The sequence below is a fragment of the Knoellia altitudinis genome, assembly GCF_042666355.1.
In the GTDB taxonomy this organism is placed as follows: domain Bacteria; phylum Actinomycetota; class Actinomycetes; order Actinomycetales; family Dermatophilaceae; genus Knoellia; species Knoellia altitudinis.
This window is the reverse complement of record NZ_JBHTDK010000001.1, coordinates 2,019,966-2,042,037: the sequence shown is the minus strand read 5'-3', so window position 1 is coordinate 2,042,037 and position 22,072 is coordinate 2,019,966. Positions and strand designations below refer to the sequence as shown.

The window sequence follows — 22,072 nt, the reverse complement described above, 5'->3', positions numbered from 1 at the left end:
TTCCTGTCCCGAAGCCACCCAGCTGCACGGTTGGGGCCGTTGAAGTTCTTGGTCCCCACCGTCCAACTGGCTGAGCTGGGGACGCGCGAGGGTCAGAGGAGGAGAGCGGCGGCGATCGGGACCAGCGCGCCGAGGACGACGAGGGTGTCGGCGAGGTGCCACGGGGCGGTCGCGAACCACGTCCGCCTCGAGGCCGAGGCAAACCCCCGCGCGTCCATCGCCACCGCGAGGTCGGCGGCCATCCGCAGGGTGCGCACGAGCAACCCGAACGTCACGGTCGCCAGGTCGCGCACCATCGCCACCGGTCGACGGGCATCCAGCCCCAGCCCGCGCACCCGCCGGGCCAGCGAGATCTCCGACCACACCGCGCCGAACGTGTGGACCCTCTGCAGCGCGGCGGCGAGGGCGACGACGGGCCGGGCCGGCATCCGCAGCCGTTGGGCGAGGTGGTCACCGAGCCGGTCCGGGTCGACGAGCGGCAGGAGCACCGCCGACGGCAGCACGATGATGAGCACGCGCAACGCCGCGGTGAACGCCGTCGTCGTGTCGTGCCCGCCGAGCAGCCACGTCGACCAGCCGACCGAGAGCCCACCCAGCACGCCGGGCAGGAGCCGCAACACGACTCGCCGCAGCCGGCCCGTCGGACGAGCACCAGCACCGGGAGCCGACAACGCCAGGCACGCCAGCACCACCTGGACGGCGAGCACGAGGAGCGACGTGTGCCAGTGGTCGGGGATGATGCCGGCGGGGATGGCGACGAGTGCGCCGAGCATCAGCGCCAACGGACCAGCCCGGCCGGCGAGCACCCGTCTCGGCTCCGGGGGCCGCGGCGCCTTGGGTGGCGGTGTCAGCTCGACGACGTGGTCCGAGCGCTCGATGAGCGCGGCGTCGTGGGTCGAGACGAGCACCGCCCCTCCGCCTGCCCGATAGGCGTCGAGCAGCCCGACGACCGCGGCCCACGTGTGCCGGTCCTGACCGACGGTGGGTTCGTCGGCCAGCAGCAGGGGCGGTTGGTGGAGGATCGCAGAGGCGATGGCCAGCCGGCGCTGCTCGCCGCCCGAGAGCTCGCGCGGGTCGGCGCCCGCCAGATGGCTCAGACCGAGGGTGGTGAGCAGCGCGTGGGCCTCGACGACCCGCTCGGCCGACTCATCGCCCAGCGCGTGGCTCGCGACGAGCACCTCGTCGAGGACGGTGCGGCCGATGATCGTCGAGCTGGACCACTGTGGGACCCAGCCGACGTGGGTGGCGAGCTCGCGGGACGAGAGCTCGGACACCGGCGCACCAGCCGCGTCGATGGAACCCTCCGCAGGCTCCAGCGCCCCCGCGAAGCCGAGCAGCACCGTCGACTTCCCCGAGCCGCTCGGTCCGACGAGCGCGGTGGCCGTGCCGGCGGTCGGCTCCAGCTCGCGGTCCAGCCGGGCAGCCGTGTGCGTGCGCGTCGAGCCGTCGAGGAGCCGGGTGGTGCGGTCGATGCTCAGCGAGGTCGCCGCGACCTCCTGCGTCCGGCGGTTCGGCGGCCTTGCCACCACGGCGCCGGACGCAAGGGGGTCGGGCGGCGGAGCGCCCGGAACCCAGATGCCCATGTCGAGCAGCCGCTGCCGCTCACCGACAAGCACGTCCCCCACGGGCCCGTCGGCGACGAGCGCCCCGTCCGCGTCGAGGACGAGCATGCGGTCGACGAGCTCGACCCAGGGTCCGAGGACGTGCTCGACCACGACCGTCGTGATCGGGTATGCCGCCAGCGCACCTTCCACACTCGCCCTCACCTGGGCGGCGTGGCCGGGATCGAGCATGGCCGTGGGTTCGTCGAGGAGGAGGACGCTGGGCGCAAGAGCCAGCGCCCCGGCCAGGGCCAGCCGCTGCGTCTCGCCGCCCGACAGAGCCCCGGTCGGGGTGTCGAGGGGCATCGACAGGCCCACCGCGGCCACAGCAGCGGTGATGGCGGGTGGCATGTCGGCACGCGGCATACCCACGTTCTCGAGACCGAACGCGACGTCGCGCCCGACCGAGGAGGCGACCACCCCGGCACCCGGCTCCTGGAGGACGAGACCGATCTCGCCGGCGCGCGCCCCGGGTCCGTGACCGTCGATGGCGACGGAGCCCGACAGCTCGCCCGCGTCAGCGGTCTCGAGCAGCCCGGCAACCGCCCGCAGCAAGGTCGACTTGCCCGAACCGCTGGGGCCGACGAGGAGCACGCGCTCCCCGGGGACGAGTGAGAACGAGACGTCTCGCAGCACCGGTTCGCGCCGACCGAACGGGCGCCACGTCACCCCCTTGAGGGTGACGTGGCCGCCCTTGACGCGGGCCGTGCCGTCGACGGTGCCGACCCCTCCACGGGCGCCGGCGCCGGGCTGGGCCACGTCAGACAGCGCGGTTCTCGCGGTGCTCCTGGCCGGGTGGGAACGCGTTGAGCGCACCCGCCGCCGCCAGGGCCCGGGTGAGCAACCACCCACCGACGCCGGCTACCACCGCACCGGAGAGGGCGAGAACCGCGGCGTAGGAGACCTTCCACGCGAAGGACCAGTCCTGGATCCAGGTGAAGGACTCGTAGAAGGCAGCGAACGGACCGGCCATCGCGCCCGCGAGCATGGCGGCGGCGATGCCGAACGCGCGGTAGCCGAGGAGGGCGAAGACGAGCTCCGTGCCGAGTCCCTGCACGATCCCGGAGACGAGCGTGGTCGCGCCCCACTCCGTGCCGGGGATCATCGAGACGAGCGCCGCGGTGACCTCGCAGAACAGCGCGGCACCGGGGCGCCGCACGACGAGGCCGCCGACGACCCCGGCAAGGAACCAGGGCCCGGCGAAGAGGCCACCGAGCGGGGCGAACCCGAAGGTGATGGCGCTCAGGGGGCCGTTGTAGAACACGCCCCAGCCCCAGAAGGCGATCCCGAGGGCGGCGCCGAGGAAGGCGATCGTGAGGATGTCGACGGTCCGCCACCCCAGGAGGGGACGGGTCGCGAGGATGCTCCGGGCGCGCAGGAAGCCGCCCGAGGTGGTGCCCGAGGAGTCGGTGGTCGCCGGCTCCGTGGTGTGTGTAGCCATGAAATTTTCTCCCGTGGTCTCCGGCGCAGGGCCGATGGATACCTCGGGGAGGTGACTTCGCCGACAGACATCTCGTCTGTCGCCAAGTCCCCTGAGAACTCAGACTCCCTACGCCGGTGCGAACCGGATCAGGTGTGAGGGTCTGCGGTTGCCCGCACTCTCAGCGCGTTGGTGCGCTCCCCTGTCATTGACGATGACCACCCTACTCCCTGGGCTGTGGCAGGGTGGCACGGGAGAAGGCCCGCTCCGTGCGGGCACTGCAGACTGAAGGAGTCCTCGTGGGCAGCTTGGTGTGGAAGATCCTCGGAACCGGCTCGGCGATCCTGGCCGGCATCGCCGCGACCAAGGTGGCGGACAAGGTCTGGGAGCGGGCCGGTCAGGACATCTCGGCCAATCCCAAGGACCCGGACTCGCCCTTCGTGGCGGCCTTGGGGTATGCCGCCCTCACCGGCCTGGCGGCCGGCGTCGCCAAGACGTTGGTGACCCGCAAGGCGGCCAGGATCTACGCCAAGTCTGCCGGCCACAAGCCGGACGCCGTGCGCCCCGGCGGCCTCTGACAGCTTCTGACGGCTACTGCACCGTAGGTGGGGTGATCACCGCACCTACGGTGCAGTAGCCGTTTGGGTCGGCGCTCAGGTGAGAGCGCGGGCGATGGGGACACCGGCGCGGTAGGCGAGGTGCAGGTGGCTCGGTGCCTCGAGCACGGCGAGGTCCGCCGGTCCGCCCACCGCGATCCGACCGATGTCGGTGCGGCGCAGCGCCTTCGCCGAGCCGGCGGTCGCGGCCCACACGGCTTCGCCGGGCGTCATCCCCATCTCGCGGACGGCCAGGGCGATGACGAACGGCATCGAGCTCGAGTAGCAGGTGCCCGGGTTGCAGTCCGTGGCCAGCGCGACCGAGACACCAGCGTCGATGAGGCGCCGCGCGTCCGGATAGGTCGAGCGGGTCGAGAACTCCACTCCCGGCAGTAAGGTCGCCACGGTCGTGTCGGCCGCCCCGACGAGCGCTTCGACATCGGCATCGGACAGGAACGTGCAGTGGTCGACGCTCGCCGCTCCGACCTCGACAGCGAGCTGGACGCCCGGCCCGTGGCCGAGCTGGTTGCCGTGCACCCGCAGTCCCAGACCCGCATCGCGGGCCGCCGACAGGACGGCTCGCGACTCGTCCTGCGTGAAGGCGTGGGGTGAGTTCGGCTCGCAGAAGACGTCGGCCCACTTCGCATGGGGCGCACAGGCCTGCAGCATCGGTCCCGTGACGAGCTCGAGGTATGCCGCCCGCCCACCCCTCGCTTCCGGTGGCACGACGTGCGCCCCGAGGAAGGTCGTCTCCGTCGTGAACTCGCTCGCGATGCGGAGAGACCGAGCCTCGTCCTCGACGGTCAGGCCGTAGCCGCTCTTGATCTCGACCGTCGTCGTGCCCTGGTCGCGCATCTCGGCGACCCTGCCGGCCACGAGCTCGCGCAGGCGGTCGTCGGAGGCAGCACGGGTGGCGGCGACCGAGACTCCGATGCCGCCGCCGTCGTAGCGCTCCCCCGTCATCCGGGCTGCGAACTCGGCGGAGCGGTCCCCGTCGAAGACGAGGTGGCTGTGGCTGTCGACGAAACCGGGCAGGACCGCTCGGCCGGCGAGGTCGACGCGGCGGTCGGCGTCTGGCGCGGAGGCGAAGTCCCCGACCCAGGCGATGCGGCCGTCCTCGACGACCACGGCCGCGTCATGACGCAGGCCGAGCCCGGCCTCGCCGGTGCCGTCACACGTCACGAGCTCGCCGATCCCGGTGAGCACCGTCGAGGGCTCAAGGGTCACGTGGCCGCGCTCCTCACGGCGACGATGGCCTCACTGACGATGTCGTCGACCGGCCCCAGCGGGTGGACCCCGCTCGACACGATCCGACGGCCACCGACGACGACATCGGTGACGTCGGCACCCGTCGCGCCGAAGATGATCTGGGCCGGTGCGACGCCACCGGTGCGACGGCTGTCGGTGCGCACCGCGACGAGGTCGGCGAGCGCGCCGACCGCGAGGCGTCCGCCGTCCCAGCCGAGGCTGCGGTAGCCCGCCGACGTGCCCATCTCGAGCAGCGGCGTGACGCCGAAACGACCGCGTTCGTGGCTCTTGAGCCGCTCATGCATCTCGATGCCGCGGATCTCCTCGAAGGGGTCGATGACGGCATGCTGGTCCGAGCCGAGGCTGATCGGGACGTCCTTCGCGGCGAGCTCGCATGCCGGTCCGATACCGTCGGCGAGGTCGCGCTCCGTCGTCGGGCAGAAGCAGGCCCCCGCGCCCGAGCGGCCCATGAGGTCGAGGTCGACGTCGGACAGGTGCGTCGCGTGGACGGCGGTGAAGCCCTCGCCCAGAAGCCCGGCGTCGGTGAGGTGCTCGACCGGGCTCGCGCCATAGACGAGCTGGGTCGTGAGGTTCTCACCCATCTGCTCGCTGACGTGGGCGTGGACGGGCCGGTCCCCGACGACCGTGGCAAACTCCGCGAGCTGCTCACCGGTGAGGGCGCGCACGGAGTGCGCCGCCGTGCCGATCCGCACCAGTGCGCTGTCGTGCATCGCCTCCACGCGTTCGGCCCAGGCCTGCACGGAGCCGTCGGAGAAGCGCAGCTGCACCTCGTCCAGCGGCAGGTGACCGGCGGAGTCCAGGCCCCCGGAGAGGTAGCACGTGTCGAGGAGCGTGAGCCTGATCCCGGCCTCCTCCGCCGCGGCGATGAGGGCGACACCCATGGCGTTGGGGTCGTCATAGGGCTTCCCGTCCGGCCCGTGGTGGAGGTAGTGGAACTCGCCGACAACCGTGTAGCCCGATGCCACCATCTCGGTGAACACCCCTCTCGCGAGGGCGAAGTAGGTGTCGGGATCGAGACGGGCCGTCACGGCATACATCTGGTCGCGCCACGTCCAGAAGTTGCCTCCGTCGCCGTGGGTGCGGCCCCGCAGCATCCGGTGGAAGGCGTGGCTGTGCGCGTTGGCGAAGCCGGGCAGGACGACCCCTCGCAGCCTCGTGTCGGTGTCGCGCGGCTTGGTGTCCGACACGACCTCGGTGAACCGACCGTCGACGACGGTGAGGCGCACGCCGCGGTGGATCTTGTCGGGCAGCTGCGCGTGCTCACACCAGTAGGTCGTCATGCGGACGCCCCGGCGAGGTCCGTCAGGACCGTGGTGAGTGCCTCGACCCCGGCCAGGCAGTCCTGCGACGTCGCGAACTCCTCGGGCGAGTGGGAGATGCCGGTGGGGTTGCGGACGAAGAGCATCGCCGTGGGCACACCGGCGTTGGCGAGGATGCCGGCATCGTGTCCTGCTCCGGTCCCGATGACAGGTATGCCGCCCAGCCGGGTTGCGAGCCGTCTCACCAGAGCGGGGTCGAAGGGGGTGGGTCCGGTCCAGGAGTCCTCGGTGAGGAGACCCTCGAAGTCGGCGACGACCTCACGCACCTCGTCGACGACCAGGCGCACGGCGGTCTCGTCGGACCCGCGGGCGTCGAGCCATCCGGTGACCTCGCTGGGGATCGCGTTGACCCCTCCCGGGGTGACGACGACCTTGCCGACGGTCGCGACGCAGCCGTTGGCCTCGGCGGCGCGGCGGGCAGAGATGACGGCGGCCGCGAAGCCGAGCATGGCGTCCTCACGGTCCGCGAGTCGCGTCGTGCCGGCGTGGTTGGCCTCGCCGAGGGTGCGGATGCGCCATCGTCCGTGCGGCCAGATGTCGCTGCCGACGGCGAGAGGCTGGTCGACCTCGGGGAGGGAGAGATGGCGGCCCTGCTCGACGTGGAGCTCGACGAACGCCCCCACCCGGCGGACCGTCTCGGCGTCGGGACCAAGGCCCTCGGGATCCCGGCCGGCCGCCCGCAGCGCCTCGGCCATCGACACGCCCTCACCATCGGTGAGGGAGCGGGCCCGGTCGGCCGTCATCGCGCCGGTGAGGATCCGCGAGCCCGCGCAGGCCACTCCGAACCGCGCACCCTCCTCGTCGATGAAGTTCACGACTCCGATGGGTCGATCCGGCTCAAAGCCGTCGCGCCGCAGCGCATCCAGTGCCGCGAAGGCCGACACCACCCCCAGCGGTCCGTCGAACGCCCCGCCGTCGGGCACGGAGTCGAGGTGTGAGCCGGTGACGATGCCGGGCCGTCCGGCAGCCAACGCCTCATCGGGATCCCCCCACCACGCCCACTGGTTGCCCACCCGGTCGACGACGACGTCGAGCCCGCGCCGCTCCGCCTCGCCGACGAACCACTCGCGCAGGGTGTGGTCCGCACGGGTCCAGGCGAAGCGGTGGTAGCCGTGGGTCCGGTCGTCGCGCCCGATCGGTGTGAGATCGCGCCACATCGAGTCGAAGCCCCCGACCTGCGTGGAGGCCGGACCGTGGGCACTTGCTTCGCTGGGGCTCACCCCGCCATTCCACACCCCGGAGGCGGTCTCGCGCGGCGACGCCACGGCATACCTGTCTGGAATGTCAGACCGGCACCGCGCCTAGAGTGCTGGCATGACCGAAGCCAACGAGACCGAAGGGGCGCGGCGGGCGCGGTCCGCCCTCGAGGCCAGCGGGGTCGAGCACCAGATCCTGGTGGCGACCGAGCGCGCGTCGTCACTCGCCGAGGCTGCCGAGCAGCGCGGGATCGAGCCGCGCGACATCGTGAAGTCGCTCGTCGTGCGTCGCGGGTCAGGGGACTACGTCTTCGTGCTCGTGCCCGGCGACCGCGAGATCTCGTGGCCGAAGCTGCGCGCCCACCTCGGGGTCAACCGGCTGTCGATGCCGCCTGCCGACAAGGCGAAGGACGCGACGGGCTACGAGCGCGGCACGATCACGCCCTTCGGCTCGACGACGGCCTGGCCGGTCATCGTCGACGCGACGGTTGCGGGGCGGACGATCTCGATGGGCGCCGGCGCGCACGGCACCTCGGTGACCCTGGCCGCCGACGACCTCGTGCGGGTGCTCGCCGCCGAGGTCGTCGACGTCACCGACCCCACCTGAGCAGCCCTCCAGCGAGAGTGAGGAGGTTCAGCTGCCCCTGACGACGTCCTCGACGAGCTGGGGCGGGAGGTAGTCGTAGCGGGCGAACCGGCGGGTGAACGTGCCCGTCCCGTGCGAGACGGAGCGCAGGTCGATCGGGTAGCGGGACAGCTCGAGTGCCGGGACCTCGGCGTGGATGAGAGTGCGCCCCTCCTGCGCTGCGGGCTCGGTGCCGTGCACCTGCCCGCGCCGGCCCCGCAGGTCCGCCAGTGCAGAGCCCACCGACTCGTCGGCCACCTCGATGTCGACGGCGTCGATCGGCTCGAGCATCGACACGGTGCTCTCGTTCGCGGCCTCTCGCAGCGCCTGACCAGCGGCCGTCTGGAAGGCCATGTCGGACGAGTCGACCGGGTGCGACCTGCCGTCGAGCAGGGTCACCCGCACGTCGACGGCGGGGTAGCCGTTGAGCACGCCCCTGTCGAGCTGAGCGCGGGCGCCCTTCTCGACCGAGGCGACGTACTGACGGGGCACCGAGCCACCGACGACCTTGTCGACGAACTCGAAGCCGGCACCACGAGGCAGAGGCTCGATCCGCAACCGGCAGACCGCATACTGCCCGTGCCCACCTGACTGCTTGACGAGGCGGCCCTGCACCTCGCACGGGCTGACGAAGGTCTCCCGCAGCGCCGTCCGCAGCGGCTCGGCCTCGACCGCCACATGGTGCTGCTCCTCGAGAGCGCGGGTCAGCAGCGCGAGGTGCGCAGGCCCCATCGTCCAGAGCACGACCTGGTGGGTCTCCGCGTTGAGGTCGAGCCGCAGGGTGACGTCCTCGGACACCAACGTCTGGAGCACCGAGGCGAGCTTGTCCTCGTCACCCTTGCTCCTGGCGTGGATCGCGACGGGCAGCAGGGGTTCGGGCAGCACCCACGGCTCGACGAGAGCGGGCTGCCTCGGTGACGAGATCGTGTCGGTGGTCTCGGCGCCGCTGAGGCGGGAGACGAGCACGAGGTCGCCCGCGATCGCCCTGGCCTTGGGCCGGGACCCGTCACCGACGGGGGCGGTGAGGGCACCGACCCGGTCGAGGTCCTCGTCGTGGTCGTCATGGCCACCGAGCCGCCCCTGCGCGAACTGCTGGAGGTGGCCGGAGACGTGCACGGGGTCGTCCGGCCGGAGCGTCCCGGAGAAGACCCGCACCAGCGACTGCCGCCCGACGAACGAGTCGGTCGTCGTGCGCACGACCTCGGCCACGAGCGGTCCGGCGGGATCGCACCCCACCGCGCCGAAGTCGCCGCCGTTGGTCCGGTAGACCCGGGGCAGCGCGACGTCGGCGGGCGAGGGCAGCCCCTGCTCGATGAGGTCGAGGATCTCCTCCATGCCGATGCCGCTCGTCGCGTGCGTGGGCAGCACCGGGAAGAACCGCGCCGTCGAGACCGCGGCGTGCAGGTCCGCCGTCAGCGTCTCGACGTCGACGTCCTCCCCGTCGAGGTACCTCTCGAGCAGCGTCTCGTCCTCGGACTCCTCGATGATCGCCTCAACGAGGGCGCTGCGACGTCCGGTCTCGTCCCCCGGTGCACGAAGCAGGTCCACCAGCCCGGCGACGGTGGTCCCCGGCCCGCCCGGCTGCACCGGCACCGCCAGCGGTTGCGCCTCGCCGAACACCCGTCGGCAGGTCGCGACGGTCTCGTCGAAGTCCGCCCGCGCCTGCTCGAGCCGGGTCACGACGATGGCACGCGGCATACCCGTCACTCCGCACTCGCGCCACAGCATCCTCGTGGCGACGTCGAGACCGTCCGCGCCGGAGATGACGAACAAGGCGGCATCGGCCGCTCTCATCCCCGCTCGTACCTCGCCGACGAAGTCCGGGTTGCCCGGCGTGTCGATGAGGTTGACGACCACCTCTCCGCTGGCGAAGCTCGCCGCGACCAGGCCTGTCGACGCCTGGCGGTCGTCGTCCCGGGGGCGCCGCCCCTCGACGCGGGCAGCGACGAGGTGCTCGAAGAGCGTGCTCTTGCCCGCACCCGCCGGCCCGACGAGCACGACGTTGCGGATCTCCCGGGGGCTGGCGGGAGACGGTGCGTTCTCGGGGCCAGACGGTCGGTTCACCTGTCACACCCTGCTCTGGCTCCCGCTGTCACACAAGGGCCAGGACCAACGGCACGGTATGCCGGGTGGCGAGCACCCGGCATACGCCGGCCTGGTCGTTCGGCTCGGTCGGTTGATGTCGTCGGACAGCCTCCGGGCGAGGGGCAGGCGCGTAACGTGACGGGAGGGCGGAGCCACCCCGCCGCACCGATGGAGCAGTCATGAGACGGACACCGAGACCGCACTGGGACAGGGCGGTCGGCAGGGTCAGCAGCTGGGATCCTGAGACCACCCGGAGGATCAGCTGGGGTGCCGTCGCGGTCATCGCTTCGGCGCTCGTGTGGCCGCTCCTGGTGTCTGACGGTGAGGTGCGGTCCACCCCCAGCAGCCTCCGGACCACGACCGAGGTCGTGGGCCCTCCGGCGACCGCCGACAGCACCGAGCCGGACTGCGTCGTGGTGGACCAGCCGCAGGATCCCCCTCCGCCGGGCCTTGCGGCCGTCTCGACGAGTGTGGTCGGTCGCAACGCCATCGTGGAGTCGATCCGCTGGGCCCAGAGGAGCCGTGCAGGACTGTGGGGTGTGGCCGCGGTCGCCGAGTGTGGCGCAGTCCGCCTGGATGCGGTCTGGGTCGGGCCCACCGGCCAGAAACGCCGCCACAACGTCAGTCACACGGGGCGGCCCGTCATCGGCGTCGTGGCCGACGGCCTGGACGGAGCGATCTCGGTCTACACCGTGCGCGGGGGAGCCGGGGGGTCGCTGTCGGCGACGCTGCACATCAGCACGGACCTGGGCGTGACGTGGCAGCAGCGTGCAGTTCCGCCGTCCGCCGAGCCCCATGTCCGGGCTGGCGTGCTCCCCCCGAGCTGGCAGGAGTGGAGCGTCCTCGCGAGCTGACGCCTGGGCCAGCCGTCTCAGCCCTCGCGCATCGGTATGCGGACATCGTGCTCCGCCGCGGTCCGGTCGGCGATGTCGTAGCCGGCGTCGACGTGGCGGATGACGCCCATCGCGGGGTCGTTCGACAGGACGCGGGCGAGCTTCTGCGCGGCGAGGTCGGTGCCGTCGGCGAGGGAGACCTGACCGGCGTGGAGCGAGCGGCCCATGCCGACGCCGCCACCGTGGTGGATCGAGACCCAGCTCGCGCCGGAGCTCGTGTTGACCAGTGCGTTGAGCAGGGGCCAGTCGGCGATGGCGTCGGAGCCGTCCGCCATCGACTCGGTCTCGCGGTAGGGCGAGGCGACGGAGCCGGTGTCGAGGTGGTCGCGGCCGATGACGAGAGGGGCGCTCACCTCGCCGGTGCGGACGAGCTCGTTGAACGCCAGACCCGCCTTCTCGCGCTCACCCTGGCCGAGCCAGCAGATGCGAGCAGGCAAGCCTTGGAAGGCAATTCGGTCCTGGGCGCCCTTGATCCACTTGTGGAGGCGCTCGTTCTCGGGGAAGAGGTCGAGCACGGCCCGGTCGGTGGCGGCGATGTCCTTGGGGTCACCGCTCAGGGCCGCCCAGCGGAACGGTCCCTTGCCCTCGCAGAACAGGGGACGGATGTAGGCGGGGACGAACCCGGGGAACTCGAACGCCCGGTCGTAGCCGCCCTGCCGCGCCTCGTCGCGGATGGAGTTGCCGTAGTCGAAGACCTCGGCGCCGGCGTCCTGGAACTCGACCATCGCCTGGACCTGCCTGGCCATCGAGGCACGAGCGCGGTCGGTGAACTCCTCGGGCTTCTTCGCGGCATACTCCGGCCAGTCCTCGAGCTCGATGCCCTCGGGCAGGTAGGACAGCGGGTCGTGCGCCGACGTCTGGTCGGTGACGATGTCGATCGGCACGCCTCGACGGAGCAGCTCCGGGAACACCTCGGCAGCGTTGCCCGCGACACCGACGGACCAGCCGCGCTTCTCGCCCTTGGCCTTGAGGGCCTTGTCGATGGCCTCGTCGAGGTTCGCGGCGACCTCGTCGAGGTAGCGGTGCTCGACGCGACGACGCAGCCGAGCCTCGTCGACGTCGACGATGAGGCAGGCGCCCTCGTTCATCGTCACGGCCAGCGGCTGCGCGCCACCCATGCCGCCACAGCCGCCGGTGAGGGTCAACGTCCCGGCGAGCGTTCCACCGAAGCGCTTCTCGGCGATCGCGCCGAACGTCTCGTAGGTGCCCTGGACGATCCCCTGCGTCCCGATGTAGATCCAGGAACCGGCGGTCATCTGGCCGTACATCGTCAGGCCGAGCTGCTCGAGCCGGCGGAACTCGGGCCAGTTCGCCCAGTCGCCGACGAGGTTGGAGTTGGCGATGAGCACGCGCGGCGCCCACTCGTGAGTCTGCATGACACCGACGGGCCTGCCCGACTGCACGAGCATCGTCTCGTCCTGCTTGAGCGTGCTCAGCGTGCGGACCATCGCGTCAAAGCTGTTCCAGTCACGCGCTGCTCGTCCCGTCCCCCCGTAGACGACGAGGTCGTCGGGCCGCTCGGCGACCTCAGGGTCGAGGTTGTTCATGAGCATCCGCAGCGGCGCCTCGGCGCCCCAGTGGGTCGCGTGGGTGAGGGACGTGCCTCGCGGGGCTCGAACGGGGCGGGCGCCTTGCATGGATCCTCCTGGGAGAGAAAGGGACTGAGCGCGGGTATGCCGTTGCGCACCTTCATTCGACACCCGCCGGGCTGCGTGGTGGGAGCCCGAAGCGACGAACGCGTCTGAGATACCAGACCAACCAGTCACCCCCGACGGTGCCGTTCGAGGATGGGGCCAGTGCTGGGACACAGCCGGGCGTGGGCGCGCGGACCGGGAAAATGTTTTTGTCGATGGTTTGTGGGGCATAACACTCACAGCAGGTGATCGAGCGGCACGCAGTCTCGGTTTCAGTGCGAACGCTCGACTCCAACAGCGTGGGTCGAGGACAGGCCGTACCTGCCGTCTTGGGGTACGGCTTGTTCTCTACGGCCAGCACAACGTTGAGGCTTCAGATTTCCTGACCGCCGACCCGCAGGGGGCGCCCTTGGATCACTTAGGGTTCCTCGCATGGGTGAGGATCGACCTTCGGGCAGGCCTGAGGTGCAGGAGCAGCTGGATGAGCTGCGTGCGCGTGCCGACGCGGCCGAGGAGCGAGCTGGTGCGAGTGAGTCCCGCGCCGACAAGGCTGAGCTGCGAGCCAACGACAGCGACCTGCGGGCCGACGCAGCCGAGCGACGGAGGGATGCCGAGGATGCGCGTTCGAAGGGTGACCGCCAGAGACTCACGGACGCGGAGAAGCGACTCGACCTCCACGAGGAGATGATCGGCGAGCTGCAGGCCGAAGGGCTCATCAGCACTCAGCAGGCGGCGCAACTCGAGATCGCGCTCGGGACCGCACGAACGATCGGGATGGCCGTGGGGATCACCATGACCTCTCACAGCGTCAGCGACACCGAGGCCTTCGAGCTTCTGAGGAAGGTCAGCATGGACGGCAACCGCAGGCTGCGGCTCGTGGCCGAAGAGGTCGTCCTGACGGGTGATGCACCCACACTTCGGTCGGGTTAGCCCACGACCAGCACATCACTGAGCGTTGCCGGCTCGCTCATCGGCGAGCGCGCCACGGTCCGGTCAGCCGAGGATGGACGCCCGTCGAGCGTGCGCGAGGACTCTGTCGCCGTCAAGCTCACGGTTCACGAGCTGGGTCGAGACGTCGGTGAGCTTGTGGCCATGGTCGCGGGCGTAGCGGCGCAGGACCGTGAAGGCGTCCTGCATGTCGAGGCCGCTGATGTTGGCGATGATGCCCTTGGCCTGCTCGAGGGCGACGCGGCTGACCAAAGCGTGCTCAAGCTGGGCGTTGACCGTGGAGAGGTCCGAGGCCGACTTCTCGTTGACCAACGCGACGCTCGCGACATGCGCCATGGCCTGGGCGAGGTCCAGGTCATCGTCGTTGAGCTGGCCCGGCCTGTCGCCGAACAGGCCGAGAGCGCCGAGCACGTTGTCGCGCAGCCGCATGGGGATCGCGTGCACCGAGGCGAACCCCATGGACTCCGCGCGACGGGAGAACTGGGGCCACCGCTCCGCCTCCTCGGCCACGGCGGGCACAATGACGGGCTCACCGCTGTGGTAGCAGTCCAGGCACGGTCCTTCTTCGCGTTGCAGCTGGAAGGTCTCGAGATGCTGGGTGCGCTCCGAGGACGCCGCGGCCACGTGCAGAACACCCCTACCGTCAGCGAGCAGCAGGCCGGCGGACGCGACGTCGAGCAGCGTGGCGCAGTTCGTGGTCAGATCAGAAAGCAGATCCACCACGTCGTAACCATCGACGAGCTCGTTGGACATCTCGACGAACACGCGGATGATGTCATGTTCCCTGGTGCCCGTCATCGGGGCCTCTTTTCGTTGTGACCGCGGTCATCGCGCTCGAGTACCAACCTACGCTCGACGATGGCCCAAGCCACCTCGCTCGCCGTCTGGTCGGTGGAGATGGCATGTGCTCGCAGACGCACGAGCGCCTCCGCGGGGCCGACGTCGAGCTGTGACATGAGCATCCCGGTCGCCTGGTACACCTCGATCCGGTCCAGGTCGACCACCTGACGCTGCTTGCCCTCCGACGTCTCGGCTGGGTTGACGGTCTTGCTGGCCATCAGGTCCATCAGCGGCAGCGAAGCAAGCTCGGCCACGAGCATTCCGCCCGCCATCTGGTCAGCGGTCAGGGGACCCGGGGCCTCGCGGAACAGATCCAAGGCGCCAACGCACGCTGAGCTGAGCCTGATGGGCATCGCGAACACGGCATGGATCCCCTCACCGAGAGCAGCGCCTGCAAAGCCGGGCCATCGTTGCTCGTCGGGCGAGTTGAGGTCCGGCACCAGCACGGCCTTGCCTTCCGCCGCGGCGTCGAGGCAAGGACCCTCACCGAAGGTGAACTGATGCTCATCGAGGCGACGGCTCATCTCGCTGCTGGATCCGAACGTCCCATGGGAGAAGCCGTCGTAGACCATCGATATCGCCGCCCCATCGACGCCCACCAGGTCCACGCATGCCACGCAGAGCTCGTTCGCCGCCGGCAGTCCGGCTCCAGCGGTGGACATGGCGGCATTGAGCTCGGTCCGCAGCTTTTGCAGTGATGCCGTCATCACACCTCCCAGTGGTCGAGCGTGTGGGCGGTACCCACCTCACCACACTCGGGAGTGGAACGGTCCATCGCTGTACCTGCCCACCCGATGAGAGCTCCAAACGGTGCCGCCTTCCACGCCTCGTGGATCTGGGGCTGCTCCCGAGGGTGGTCGACCGGCCACTGCGTTATGGTGAGCGTGTTGTGTGTCGCCCCGGACCCCGGTGACCTCCATGCCTTCCAGCGCAGGAGTGATCCCGGTGAATTCTGTTCGCGTTCAGCCAGTGCCGACCGTCGACGATGTGAACAGGCTGGCCTCTGACACGGTCGCCGCTGCTGCGCTGTCGACAGGTGAGCTGGTCGTGGAGCTGTCCCTGCTCGAGGCCGCGGTCCGTGCCCGAAAGGTCCCCAGCGCTCGTGGTGCGAAGGCGCTGCCCGATGGCGAGCTCGGCTCGCTGCTCGAGCGCAGGCAGGTGGTGCACGATGCGTTGCGCGGCCGCGGGCTGAACTTCCCCGGAGGCAGCTTCGATCCCCCGATGTCACGCGGGGAAGTCCCTTCCCCCGAGAACGCACGCACACCGCGTGGACCATCACAACCGGACACGGTTCTGGAGCAGCTGAACACGCTTCGTGCGCGAGCCGACGCCGCCGACCAACGAGCGGATGCCCTTGACGCCCGCGCCGCCAAGGCTGACCTGCGAGCTGACGACAGTGAGGCCAGGACCGATGCGGCCCAACGACAGACCGACGCGAAGGCAGCGACCTCCAGGGATGACCATCGAAGGATCTCGGACCTCGAAGGGCGACTCGACGTCCATCAGGAGCTGATCGCTGAGCTGCAGGCCCAAGGACTCGTCAGCAGTGACCACGCAGCGCACCTCGAGGACGCCCTGCAGACCGCACGTCTGATCGGTATGGCTGTCGGGGTCGTGATGAACGGGCGCTGCGTCAGCGAGGCCAGAGCCTTCGAGCTCCTCAGGAAGGGATGCACGGACAACAGGCGCGAGCTCCGGGTGGTGGCCGAGGAGGTCGTGCTGACCGGTAGGGCGCCTGCGTGGTTGCACCGCTGATGGGCCCGGCAGAAGCGGGGTGGCCTTGGCCCCCTGGGCCGTCCATCGACTCGGGCCGTCCAACGACACGGGCCGTCCCAGAATTCCGCCCCCTCTCGGCTAGCTGTCCGCGCTCGGCATAGAGCGAACTGACCACCGGCCACCGAAATGGCGAATGGTGCACCGACTGATGCACTCCTCTGCTGTGCGCGAGGCGCAATAGTCTTCGTTGGATGCGATGTCGCAGAATCCCTGCCTCCTCACCCACTTGGCGTGGTGGCGCGCATATCGTCACCCCCATCCGTCAGCAGTTGAAATAGCAACAGCAACGCCTCCGACAATTGTCGGAGGCGTTGCTGTTCGCGCGTGAGGGCATTGCGCCAGTCGGTCAGCGCGTGTTCGTGTTGCGGTTGTCGTGGTGGTCGTTCTTCTTCCTCAGTCCAGCGAGCCCTGCAAGGCCCAGGAGACCAAGCAGACCCCACCTTCCCGAGTCCCCACCTTCGTCGGTCTCGGTCGTCGACGTCGGGGCTGTGGTCTCCGTCGCCATGTCCGCCATGGCAGCGGATGGGACGAGCATGACTGCACCTGTCAGTGCTGCGGCTGCTGCGAGTCGAATACGCATTGTTGTCTTCCTTTTCACTGGTAGGGGGCATTCGAAGAGATACCCACGGCGCCACGAACTAAACACGTGCTGCTGTACGGATAGGTGACATGCGAATTGGCGTGCCCTGTCGAGCGGGGGGAATGTCGTTGTGAACGGTCCTCCGCCGACTGAGCAGACGGCAGTGCCGACAAACGTGCCAGCACCGAGTCTCAGCGCCCCTGCGCACTCTCGGAAGGGGAGTCGTTGCCCAAGGCTGGTCGCCGAGGTCGGCACTCAGGTCGTCCCGAAGGCACCTACCGTCACCTGGATCCCCACGAGGACCTGCCCCCTTGCCTTCCAGCAAGTGGAAGATATTATCCATCTATCGGAAACGTTTCTCACATTGGAGTGCTTCGTGGACACCGTCGACCCTCGTCTCATCCGCGAGCTCACCTCCGAGCTCGACGCCCAGCTGGCCTCGGCCGACGCCGAGCTCGCGGCCCAGTTCCCGGGTGAGCGACCCGGTCGCCAGCCGATCCACACGGTCTATGTCCCGGCCGACCGCTTCACGGCGGACCTCGCGCCCACGTGGGGAGCGGAGGCACTCGCGGCCATCGATTCCCATGACGAGACCTGGCACGGCCTCGTCGCCGATGACAGGGTGGATGACCTCGTGCGCGGCAAGCTCGCCGACGAGCCGATCGAGGACCTGCGCATCGACCTCGAGGACGGCTACGGCAACCGGGGCGACGAGGCCGAGGACGTCGACGTCACCCGCGCCGCCCGCGCGCTCGTCGAAGCCCAGGCGAGCGGCACCGCGCCGCAGCTGCACGGCATACGGTTCAAGTCCTTTGAAGCGCCCACTCGAGCGCGCGGCGTGCGATCCCTGGTCGGCTTCGTCTCCGAGCTCGTCGCGGGGGGCGGGTCGCTCGACCGGTTCGTCACGACCCTGCCCAAGGTCACGAGCGTCGAACAGGTGCGCGCGATGGTGCACGCCTGCGAGCGCCTCGAGTCCGCCCTCGGCCTGACGGCGGGAACGCTGAAGTTCGAGATCCAGGTCGAGACACCGCAGTCCATCCTCGGCCCCGACGGCACCGCCCTCGTTGCGCCGATGATCCACGCCGGCGCCGGCCGGGTCACGGCCTTCCACTACGGCACCTACGACTACAGCGCGTTCTGCGGCATCGCGGCGCAGTACCAGTCGATGGAGCACGCCGTCGCGGACCACGCGAAGCTCGTCATGCAGACGGCGGCGGCGGGCACGGGGGTGCGGCTCTCCGACGGGTCCACCAACATCCTGCCGGTCGGAGACGACGACGCCGTGCGCGACGCCTGGCAGCTGCACCACCGGCTGGTCGGACGGTCGCTCGAGCGTGGCTACTACCAGGGGTGGGACCTCCACCCGGCACAGCTGCCCACCCGGTATGCCGCCACGTTCGCCTTCTACCGCAACGGATTCGAGCCTGCCGCCCGCAGACTGCGTGACTACCTCGGGCAGGTCGGTGGCGGCGTCATGGACGAACCCGCCACCGCCCGGGCCCTCAGCGACTTCATCATGCGCGGTCGCGACTGCGGCGCCCTCACGGACCGCGAGGTCGAGTCGGGCACGGGACTGGACGCCCAGGCACTCACGGCACTGGCCCGGCCCGTCAGGTCGTGAGAGCAGGGGAACGGTGGCTGTCACGAGTTCTGCCCGGACCATTGACGGACGCCGGCATCGCCCCTACTATTTCCGGCAGTCGGTATAAAGTTTCCGTTTTATGGAAACATGGTTCCTCTTGATCACGACAAAGACGTCGGACTCGGCCGCGGGGGTCTGACGCACCAGGAGCGCATCGCCATGACCACCTTCCTCGGATCGAACCAGTACGGCAAGGCGGAGAACCGGGTCGTCCGCATCTATCGCGAGACCGACCGGCACGAGATCCGCGACCTCAACGTCTCGACCTCGTTGCGAGGTGACTTCGACGAGGCGCACACCACCGGCGACCAGGCCAAGATCCTGCCGACCGACACCCAGAAGAACACGGCGTTCGCCTACGCCAAGGAGCACGGCGTCACCTCACCCGAGGACTACGCCATCGCTCTGGGGACGCACTTCCTCGACGCCGCACCCGCAGCCACCGCTGCACAGATCCGGGTCGAGGAGTACGTCTGGGACCGCATCACGGTCGACGGCAGCGAGCACGACCACAGCTTCGTGCGCCGCGGCACCGAGACCCGCACCTCCGTGGTGACCGTGGAGGGACGTGGCGATGACCAGAAGGTCGCTGTGCTCGCCGGCCTCACGGATCTGGTCGTCCTCAAGTCCACGGGGTCGGAGTTCAAGGGCTACCTCAAGGACGGCTACACAACCCTGCAGGAGACCGACGACCGCGTCATGGCGACCTCGCTCACCGCCCGGTGGCGCTACGACCTCGACACGATCGAGGACGTGGACGGCTTCGACTGGGACGGCACCTACGAGAGCATCCGATCGATCCTGCTCGCCGCCTTCGCTCGCACCCACAGCCGGGCCCTGCAGGAGACCCTGTTCGTCATGGGTGACGACGCCCTCAAGGCGCACCCCGAGGTGGCCGAGATCCGGTTCGCCGCGCCCAACAAGCACCACTTCCTCTATGACCTCTCCCCGTTCGGCACCGAGAACAACGGCGAGGTCTTCATGGCGGCCGACCGGCCCTATGGGCTCATCGAGGCCACCGTGACCCGCGACGACGCGTCCGATCCCGGCTCGGCCTGGACCGCGGTACCCGCGTTCGTCTGACCGGCCTTCCGTCCGGCAGCACCCCGACCCGGACACCGCCGGACACCGCCGCGCCTCCCCTGGCGCGCGCCGTCTCCGCCTCGCGGGCCCCGCGGCTCCTCACCGCCTGGCGGCCCCTCCCCTCTCCACGATTGGACCTCGACATGACCACCACGCCCACCGCCGAACGCGTTCGGCCCAAGCACCCCGTGGACGAGGTGCTGCCAGCACCCAAGCTCGCGATCTACGGGTTCCAGCACGTCCTCGCCTTCTATGCGGGTGCCGTGATCGTCCCGATCCTGCTCGCCAACGCGATCGGGCTCAACCAGCAGCAGCTCATCCACCTCATCAACGCCGACCTCTTCACCTGCGGCATCGCCTCGATCATCCAGTCGGTGGGCTTCTGGAAGGTCGGGGTCAAGCTCCCGCTCCTCCAGGGCGTGACCTTCACGGCCGTCTCACCGATGATCGCCATCGGCACCGCAGCCGGCAGCGGCACCGACGGCCTGCTCACGATCTATGGCGCGGTCATCGTCGCCGGGCTCTTCACCTTCTTCATCGCGCCGTACTTCTCCAAGCTCATTCGCTTCTTCCCGCCCGTCGTCACCGGCACGGTCATCACGATCATCGGCATCGCCCTGCTCCCGGTCGCGGCAGCAGACGCAGCCGGTGGCGCCGGCCCGAACCTTGACCCGACGAACGGCAAGTACCTCGCCTACGCCCTCGGGACCCTCGCCCTCATCGTCATCATCCAGCGCGTCTTCCGCGGCTTCATGGCCACCGTCGCCGTCCTCGCCGGCCTCGTCATCGGCACGCTCGTCGCCTGGATGCTCGGGGACGCGAACTTCGACGCCGTCGGCGAGTCCTCCTGGGCCGGTGTGACCACGCCGTTCTACTTCGGCTGGCCGCAGTTCTCGGCAGCCGCGATCATCTCGATGATCGTCGTCATGCTCATCACCGCCGTCGAGACCACCGGTGACGTCTTCGCCACCGGCGAGATCGTCGAGAAGCGGGTCGGCCAGGAGGACATCGCCCGTGCCCTGCGCGCCGACGGTCTCGCGACCACCCTCGGTGGGGTCCTCAACTCCTTCCCCTACACCTGCTTCGCCGAGAACGTCGGGCTCGTGCGCCTCACCCAGGTCAAGAGCCGCTTCGTGGTCGCCGCGGCCGGCGCCATCATGATCGTCATCGGTCTCATCCCCAAGGCTGGCGCGATCGTCGCCGGGATCCCGCACCCCGTCCTCGGCGGCGCCGCACTCGCGATGTTTGCCACCGTCGCCGTCGTCGGCTTCCAGACCCTCTCGCGCGTGGACTTCCACGACCACCGCAACGTCGTGATCGTCGCGACCTCCGTGGGTCTGGCCATGTATGTCACGGCGCAGCCCGACGTCGCCAAGGCCGTCCCCGAATGGGCCCAGATCATCTTCGGCAGCGGCATCACCCTCGGCAGCATCACCGCCATCTTCCTCAACCTGATCTTCCACCACGTGGGCAAGAGCTGGGGCCCTGCCGTGGCCGGCGCCCCGGGTGCCACCATCCGTCTCGAGCAGGTCAACGAGATGTCCCGCGAGGAGTTCGGCGCCACGTTCGCCGGGCTCTACCAGGGGCCGGGCTGGGTCGTCGACGCCGCCTACGACCTGCGGCCGTTCAGCGACACCCACGACCTGCGGCGCGCGTTCCAGGAGGCCCTGTTCGGCGCCTCCGAGGAGGAGCAGAAGCAGCTCATCGGCGCCTACCCCGCGTTGGGTGCGACAGCCGTGGCCCACGGTGACGAGGGCGAGGAGTCCACCCGCGACCAGGGGACGGTCGGCCTCACCCGCCTCGCCGACCACGAGCACGACGAGCTCGCCGGGCTGACCCAGGCCTACCGCGACAAGTTCGGGTTCCCGCTCGTCATCTGCGTGCGCGACCACGCCTCGTTCAAGACCGTGCTCAAGCAGGGCCAGCAACGGCTCGAGAACGGCGCCTCCCAGGAGCAGGCGGCCGCGCTCGTCGAGATCGCCAAGATCGCGAACTACCGGTTCAACGACCTCGTGGCAACGGCCAACCCGATCCACTCGGCACGTCAGCGAGGGTCCACGAGCGATGTCTGAGCAGACCACTCTCGAGCGCTTCAACGCACTCGACCCGGCAGAGGCGAAGCGTCAGCTGGCCGCCTGCCTCGACGTCGCCCGCTGGGTCGACGACGTCGAGGCCGGGCGGCCGTATGCCGCGCGCCAGGCTCTCGTCGACGCCGCCGATCGCGCGGCCCGCCAGCTCACCGATGCCGAGGTGGAGGCTGCGCTCGCCGGCCACCCGCGCATCGGTGAGCGAGCCCAGGCCGGTCACAACGTCGAGGCCTCCGCCCGCGAACAGGCCGCCGTCGACCGCAGCGACGCGGAGGTGACGGAACGTCTGCGCGCCGGCAACGCGGCATACGAGAGAAGGTTCGACCGCGTGTTCCTCATCCGGGCGGCAGGCCGCACCGCGCCGCAGATCCTCGCCGAGCTCGAACGGCGTCTGGGCAACGATGATGAGAGCGAGCGGGCCGAGGTCGTCGACAACCTCCGCCAGATCGCCCTGCTCCGACTCGAACAGGTGGTGTAG

The 22,072-nt window shown here is 70.0% G+C and carries 19 protein-coding genes and 1 riboswitch; of the genes, 9 read left to right on the top strand and 10 right to left on the bottom strand.

Annotation, left to right across the window (positions count from 1 at the left end):
* Positions 1-92: 92 nt before the first annotated feature.
* Together ACFQW8_RS09585 and ACFQW8_RS09580 are read right to left on the bottom strand one after the other, a co-directional pair.
* On the bottom strand, positions 93-2,360 hold the full coding sequence (locus tag ACFQW8_RS09585) for an ATP-binding cassette domain-containing protein (protein WP_380086852.1): 2,268 nt from the start codon (positions 2,358-2,360) through the stop codon (positions 93-95).
* A gap of 1 nt (position 2,361) precedes the next feature.
* Positions 2,362-3,042 (bottom strand): ECF transporter S component, encoded by a 681-nt coding sequence (locus ACFQW8_RS09580; RefSeq protein WP_380086851.1) that lies wholly within the window; start codon positions 3,040-3,042, stop codon positions 2,362-2,364.
* A gap of 88 nt (positions 3,043-3,130) precedes the next feature.
* Positions 3,131-3,235, bottom strand: a riboswitch (TPP riboswitch).
* Positions 3,236-3,320: 85 nt separating this feature from the next.
* On the opposite strand from ACFQW8_RS09580, the gene ACFQW8_RS09575 reads away from it, so the two are divergent.
* Complete coding sequence (locus ACFQW8_RS09575; RefSeq protein ID WP_380086849.1) at positions 3,321-3,599, top strand: DUF4235 domain-containing protein; 279 nt, start codon at positions 3,321-3,323, stop codon at positions 3,597-3,599.
* A 75-nt stretch (positions 3,600-3,674) separates the two neighbouring features.
* On the opposite strand, the gene hutI is transcribed toward ACFQW8_RS09575, so the two are convergent.
* The 3 genes from hutI to ACFQW8_RS09560 are packed head-to-tail and all read right to left on the bottom strand — an operon-like array spanning position 3,675 to position 7,362.
* Complete coding sequence (gene hutI / locus ACFQW8_RS09570; RefSeq protein WP_380086847.1) at positions 3,675-4,844, bottom strand: imidazolonepropionase; 1,170 nt, start codon at positions 4,842-4,844, stop codon at positions 3,675-3,677.
* Complete coding sequence (locus ACFQW8_RS09565) at positions 4,841-6,166, bottom strand: formimidoylglutamate deiminase (protein ID WP_380086845.1); 1,326 nt, start codon at positions 6,164-6,166, stop codon at positions 4,841-4,843. Before ACFQW8_RS09565 ends, hutI begins: the two co-directional genes overlap by 4 nt.
* Positions 6,163-7,362 (bottom strand): allantoate amidohydrolase, encoded by a 1,200-nt coding sequence (locus ACFQW8_RS09560; RefSeq protein WP_380088640.1) that lies wholly within the window; start codon positions 7,360-7,362, stop codon positions 6,163-6,165. The genes ACFQW8_RS09565 and ACFQW8_RS09560 overlap by 4 nt, the downstream gene beginning before the upstream one ends.
* Positions 7,363-7,519: 157 nt before the next feature.
* Between ACFQW8_RS09560 and ACFQW8_RS09555 the strand changes: the two genes are divergently transcribed.
* Positions 7,520-8,008 carry an aminoacyl-tRNA deacylase gene (locus tag ACFQW8_RS09555; RefSeq protein ID WP_380086843.1) on the top strand — a complete coding sequence of 163 codons (489 nt, stop codon included), beginning with the start codon at positions 7,520-7,522 and terminating at the stop codon, positions 8,006-8,008.
* A 27-nt stretch (positions 8,009-8,035) separates the two neighbouring features.
* Here the strand turns inward: ACFQW8_RS09555 and ACFQW8_RS09550 are convergent, their stop codons facing one another.
* Entirely contained in the window at positions 8,036-10,090 is a 2,055-nt protein-coding gene (locus ACFQW8_RS09550) for an elongation factor G (RefSeq protein WP_380086842.1), read from the bottom strand.
* Positions 10,091-10,290: 200 nt separating this feature from the next.
* Between ACFQW8_RS09550 and ACFQW8_RS09545 the strand changes: the two genes are divergently transcribed.
* Positions 10,291-10,965 carry a hypothetical protein gene (locus ACFQW8_RS09545; protein ID WP_380086840.1) on the top strand — a complete coding sequence of 225 codons (675 nt, stop codon included), beginning with the start codon at positions 10,291-10,293 and terminating at the stop codon, positions 10,963-10,965.
* Between the two features lie 17 nt (positions 10,966-10,982).
* Here the strand turns inward: ACFQW8_RS09545 and hutU are convergent, their stop codons facing one another.
* Positions 10,983-12,641, bottom strand: coding sequence for a urocanate hydratase (hutU, locus tag ACFQW8_RS09540; RefSeq protein ID WP_380086837.1), 1,659 nt, complete (start codon positions 12,639-12,641; stop codon positions 10,983-10,985).
* A 429-nt stretch (positions 12,642-13,070) separates the two neighbouring features.
* Here hutU and ACFQW8_RS09535 point away from each other — a divergent pair, with 429 nt between their 5' ends.
* On the top strand, positions 13,071-13,568 hold the full coding sequence (locus tag ACFQW8_RS09535) for an ANTAR domain-containing protein (protein WP_380086835.1): 498 nt from the start codon (positions 13,071-13,073) through the stop codon (positions 13,566-13,568).
* 63 nt (positions 13,569-13,631) lie between these two features.
* Here the strand turns inward: ACFQW8_RS09535 and ACFQW8_RS09530 are convergent, their stop codons facing one another.
* Together ACFQW8_RS09530 and ACFQW8_RS09525 are read right to left on the bottom strand one after the other, a co-directional pair.
* A complete protein-coding gene (locus tag ACFQW8_RS09530) occupies positions 13,632-14,384 on the bottom strand; it encodes a GAF and ANTAR domain-containing protein (RefSeq protein ID WP_380086833.1) in 753 nt (250 codons plus the stop codon).
* Positions 14,381-15,133, bottom strand: a complete 753-nt coding sequence (locus ACFQW8_RS09525; RefSeq protein WP_380086832.1) for a GAF and ANTAR domain-containing protein — start codon at positions 15,131-15,133, stop codon at positions 14,381-14,383. The genes ACFQW8_RS09530 and ACFQW8_RS09525 overlap by 4 nt, the downstream gene beginning before the upstream one ends.
* 280 nt (positions 15,134-15,413) lie before the next feature.
* Here ACFQW8_RS09525 and ACFQW8_RS09520 point away from each other — a divergent pair, with 280 nt between their 5' ends.
* Positions 15,414-16,181, top strand: a complete 768-nt coding sequence (locus ACFQW8_RS09520) for an ANTAR domain-containing protein (RefSeq protein ID WP_380086830.1) — start codon at positions 15,414-15,416, stop codon at positions 16,179-16,181.
* Positions 16,182-16,548: 367 nt separating this feature from the next.
* On the opposite strand, the gene ACFQW8_RS09515 is transcribed toward ACFQW8_RS09520, so the two are convergent.
* Positions 16,549-16,782 carry a WGxxGxxG family protein gene (locus ACFQW8_RS09515; protein ID WP_380086828.1) on the bottom strand — a complete coding sequence of 78 codons (234 nt, stop codon included), beginning with the start codon at positions 16,780-16,782 and terminating at the stop codon, positions 16,549-16,551.
* Between the two features lie 376 nt (positions 16,783-17,158).
* Between ACFQW8_RS09515 and ACFQW8_RS09510 the strand changes: the two genes are divergently transcribed.
* The 4 genes from ACFQW8_RS09510 (at position 17,159) to uraD (ACFQW8_RS09495) (ending at position 22,072) form a co-directional block, all read left to right on the top strand.
* Positions 17,159-18,403 carry a DUF6986 family protein gene (locus ACFQW8_RS09510; protein ID WP_380086826.1) on the top strand — a complete coding sequence of 415 codons (1,245 nt, stop codon included), beginning with the start codon at positions 17,159-17,161 and terminating at the stop codon, positions 18,401-18,403.
* A 180-nt stretch (positions 18,404-18,583) separates the two neighbouring features.
* On the top strand, positions 18,584-19,507 hold the full coding sequence (gene pucL / locus ACFQW8_RS09505) for a factor-independent urate hydroxylase (RefSeq protein ID WP_380086825.1): 924 nt from the start codon (positions 18,584-18,586) through the stop codon (positions 19,505-19,507).
* A 143-nt stretch (positions 19,508-19,650) separates the two neighbouring features.
* Positions 19,651-21,579: a 2-oxo-4-hydroxy-4-carboxy-5-ureidoimidazoline decarboxylase gene (gene uraD, locus ACFQW8_RS09500; RefSeq protein ID WP_380086823.1), complete on the top strand. Its 1,929-nt coding sequence runs from the start codon at positions 19,651-19,653 to the stop codon at positions 21,577-21,579.
* Positions 21,572-22,072 carry a 2-oxo-4-hydroxy-4-carboxy-5-ureidoimidazoline decarboxylase gene (uraD, locus tag ACFQW8_RS09495; RefSeq protein WP_380086821.1) on the top strand — a complete coding sequence of 167 codons (501 nt, stop codon included), beginning with the start codon at positions 21,572-21,574 and terminating at the stop codon, positions 22,070-22,072. Before uraD (ACFQW8_RS09500) ends, uraD (ACFQW8_RS09495) begins: the two co-directional genes overlap by 8 nt.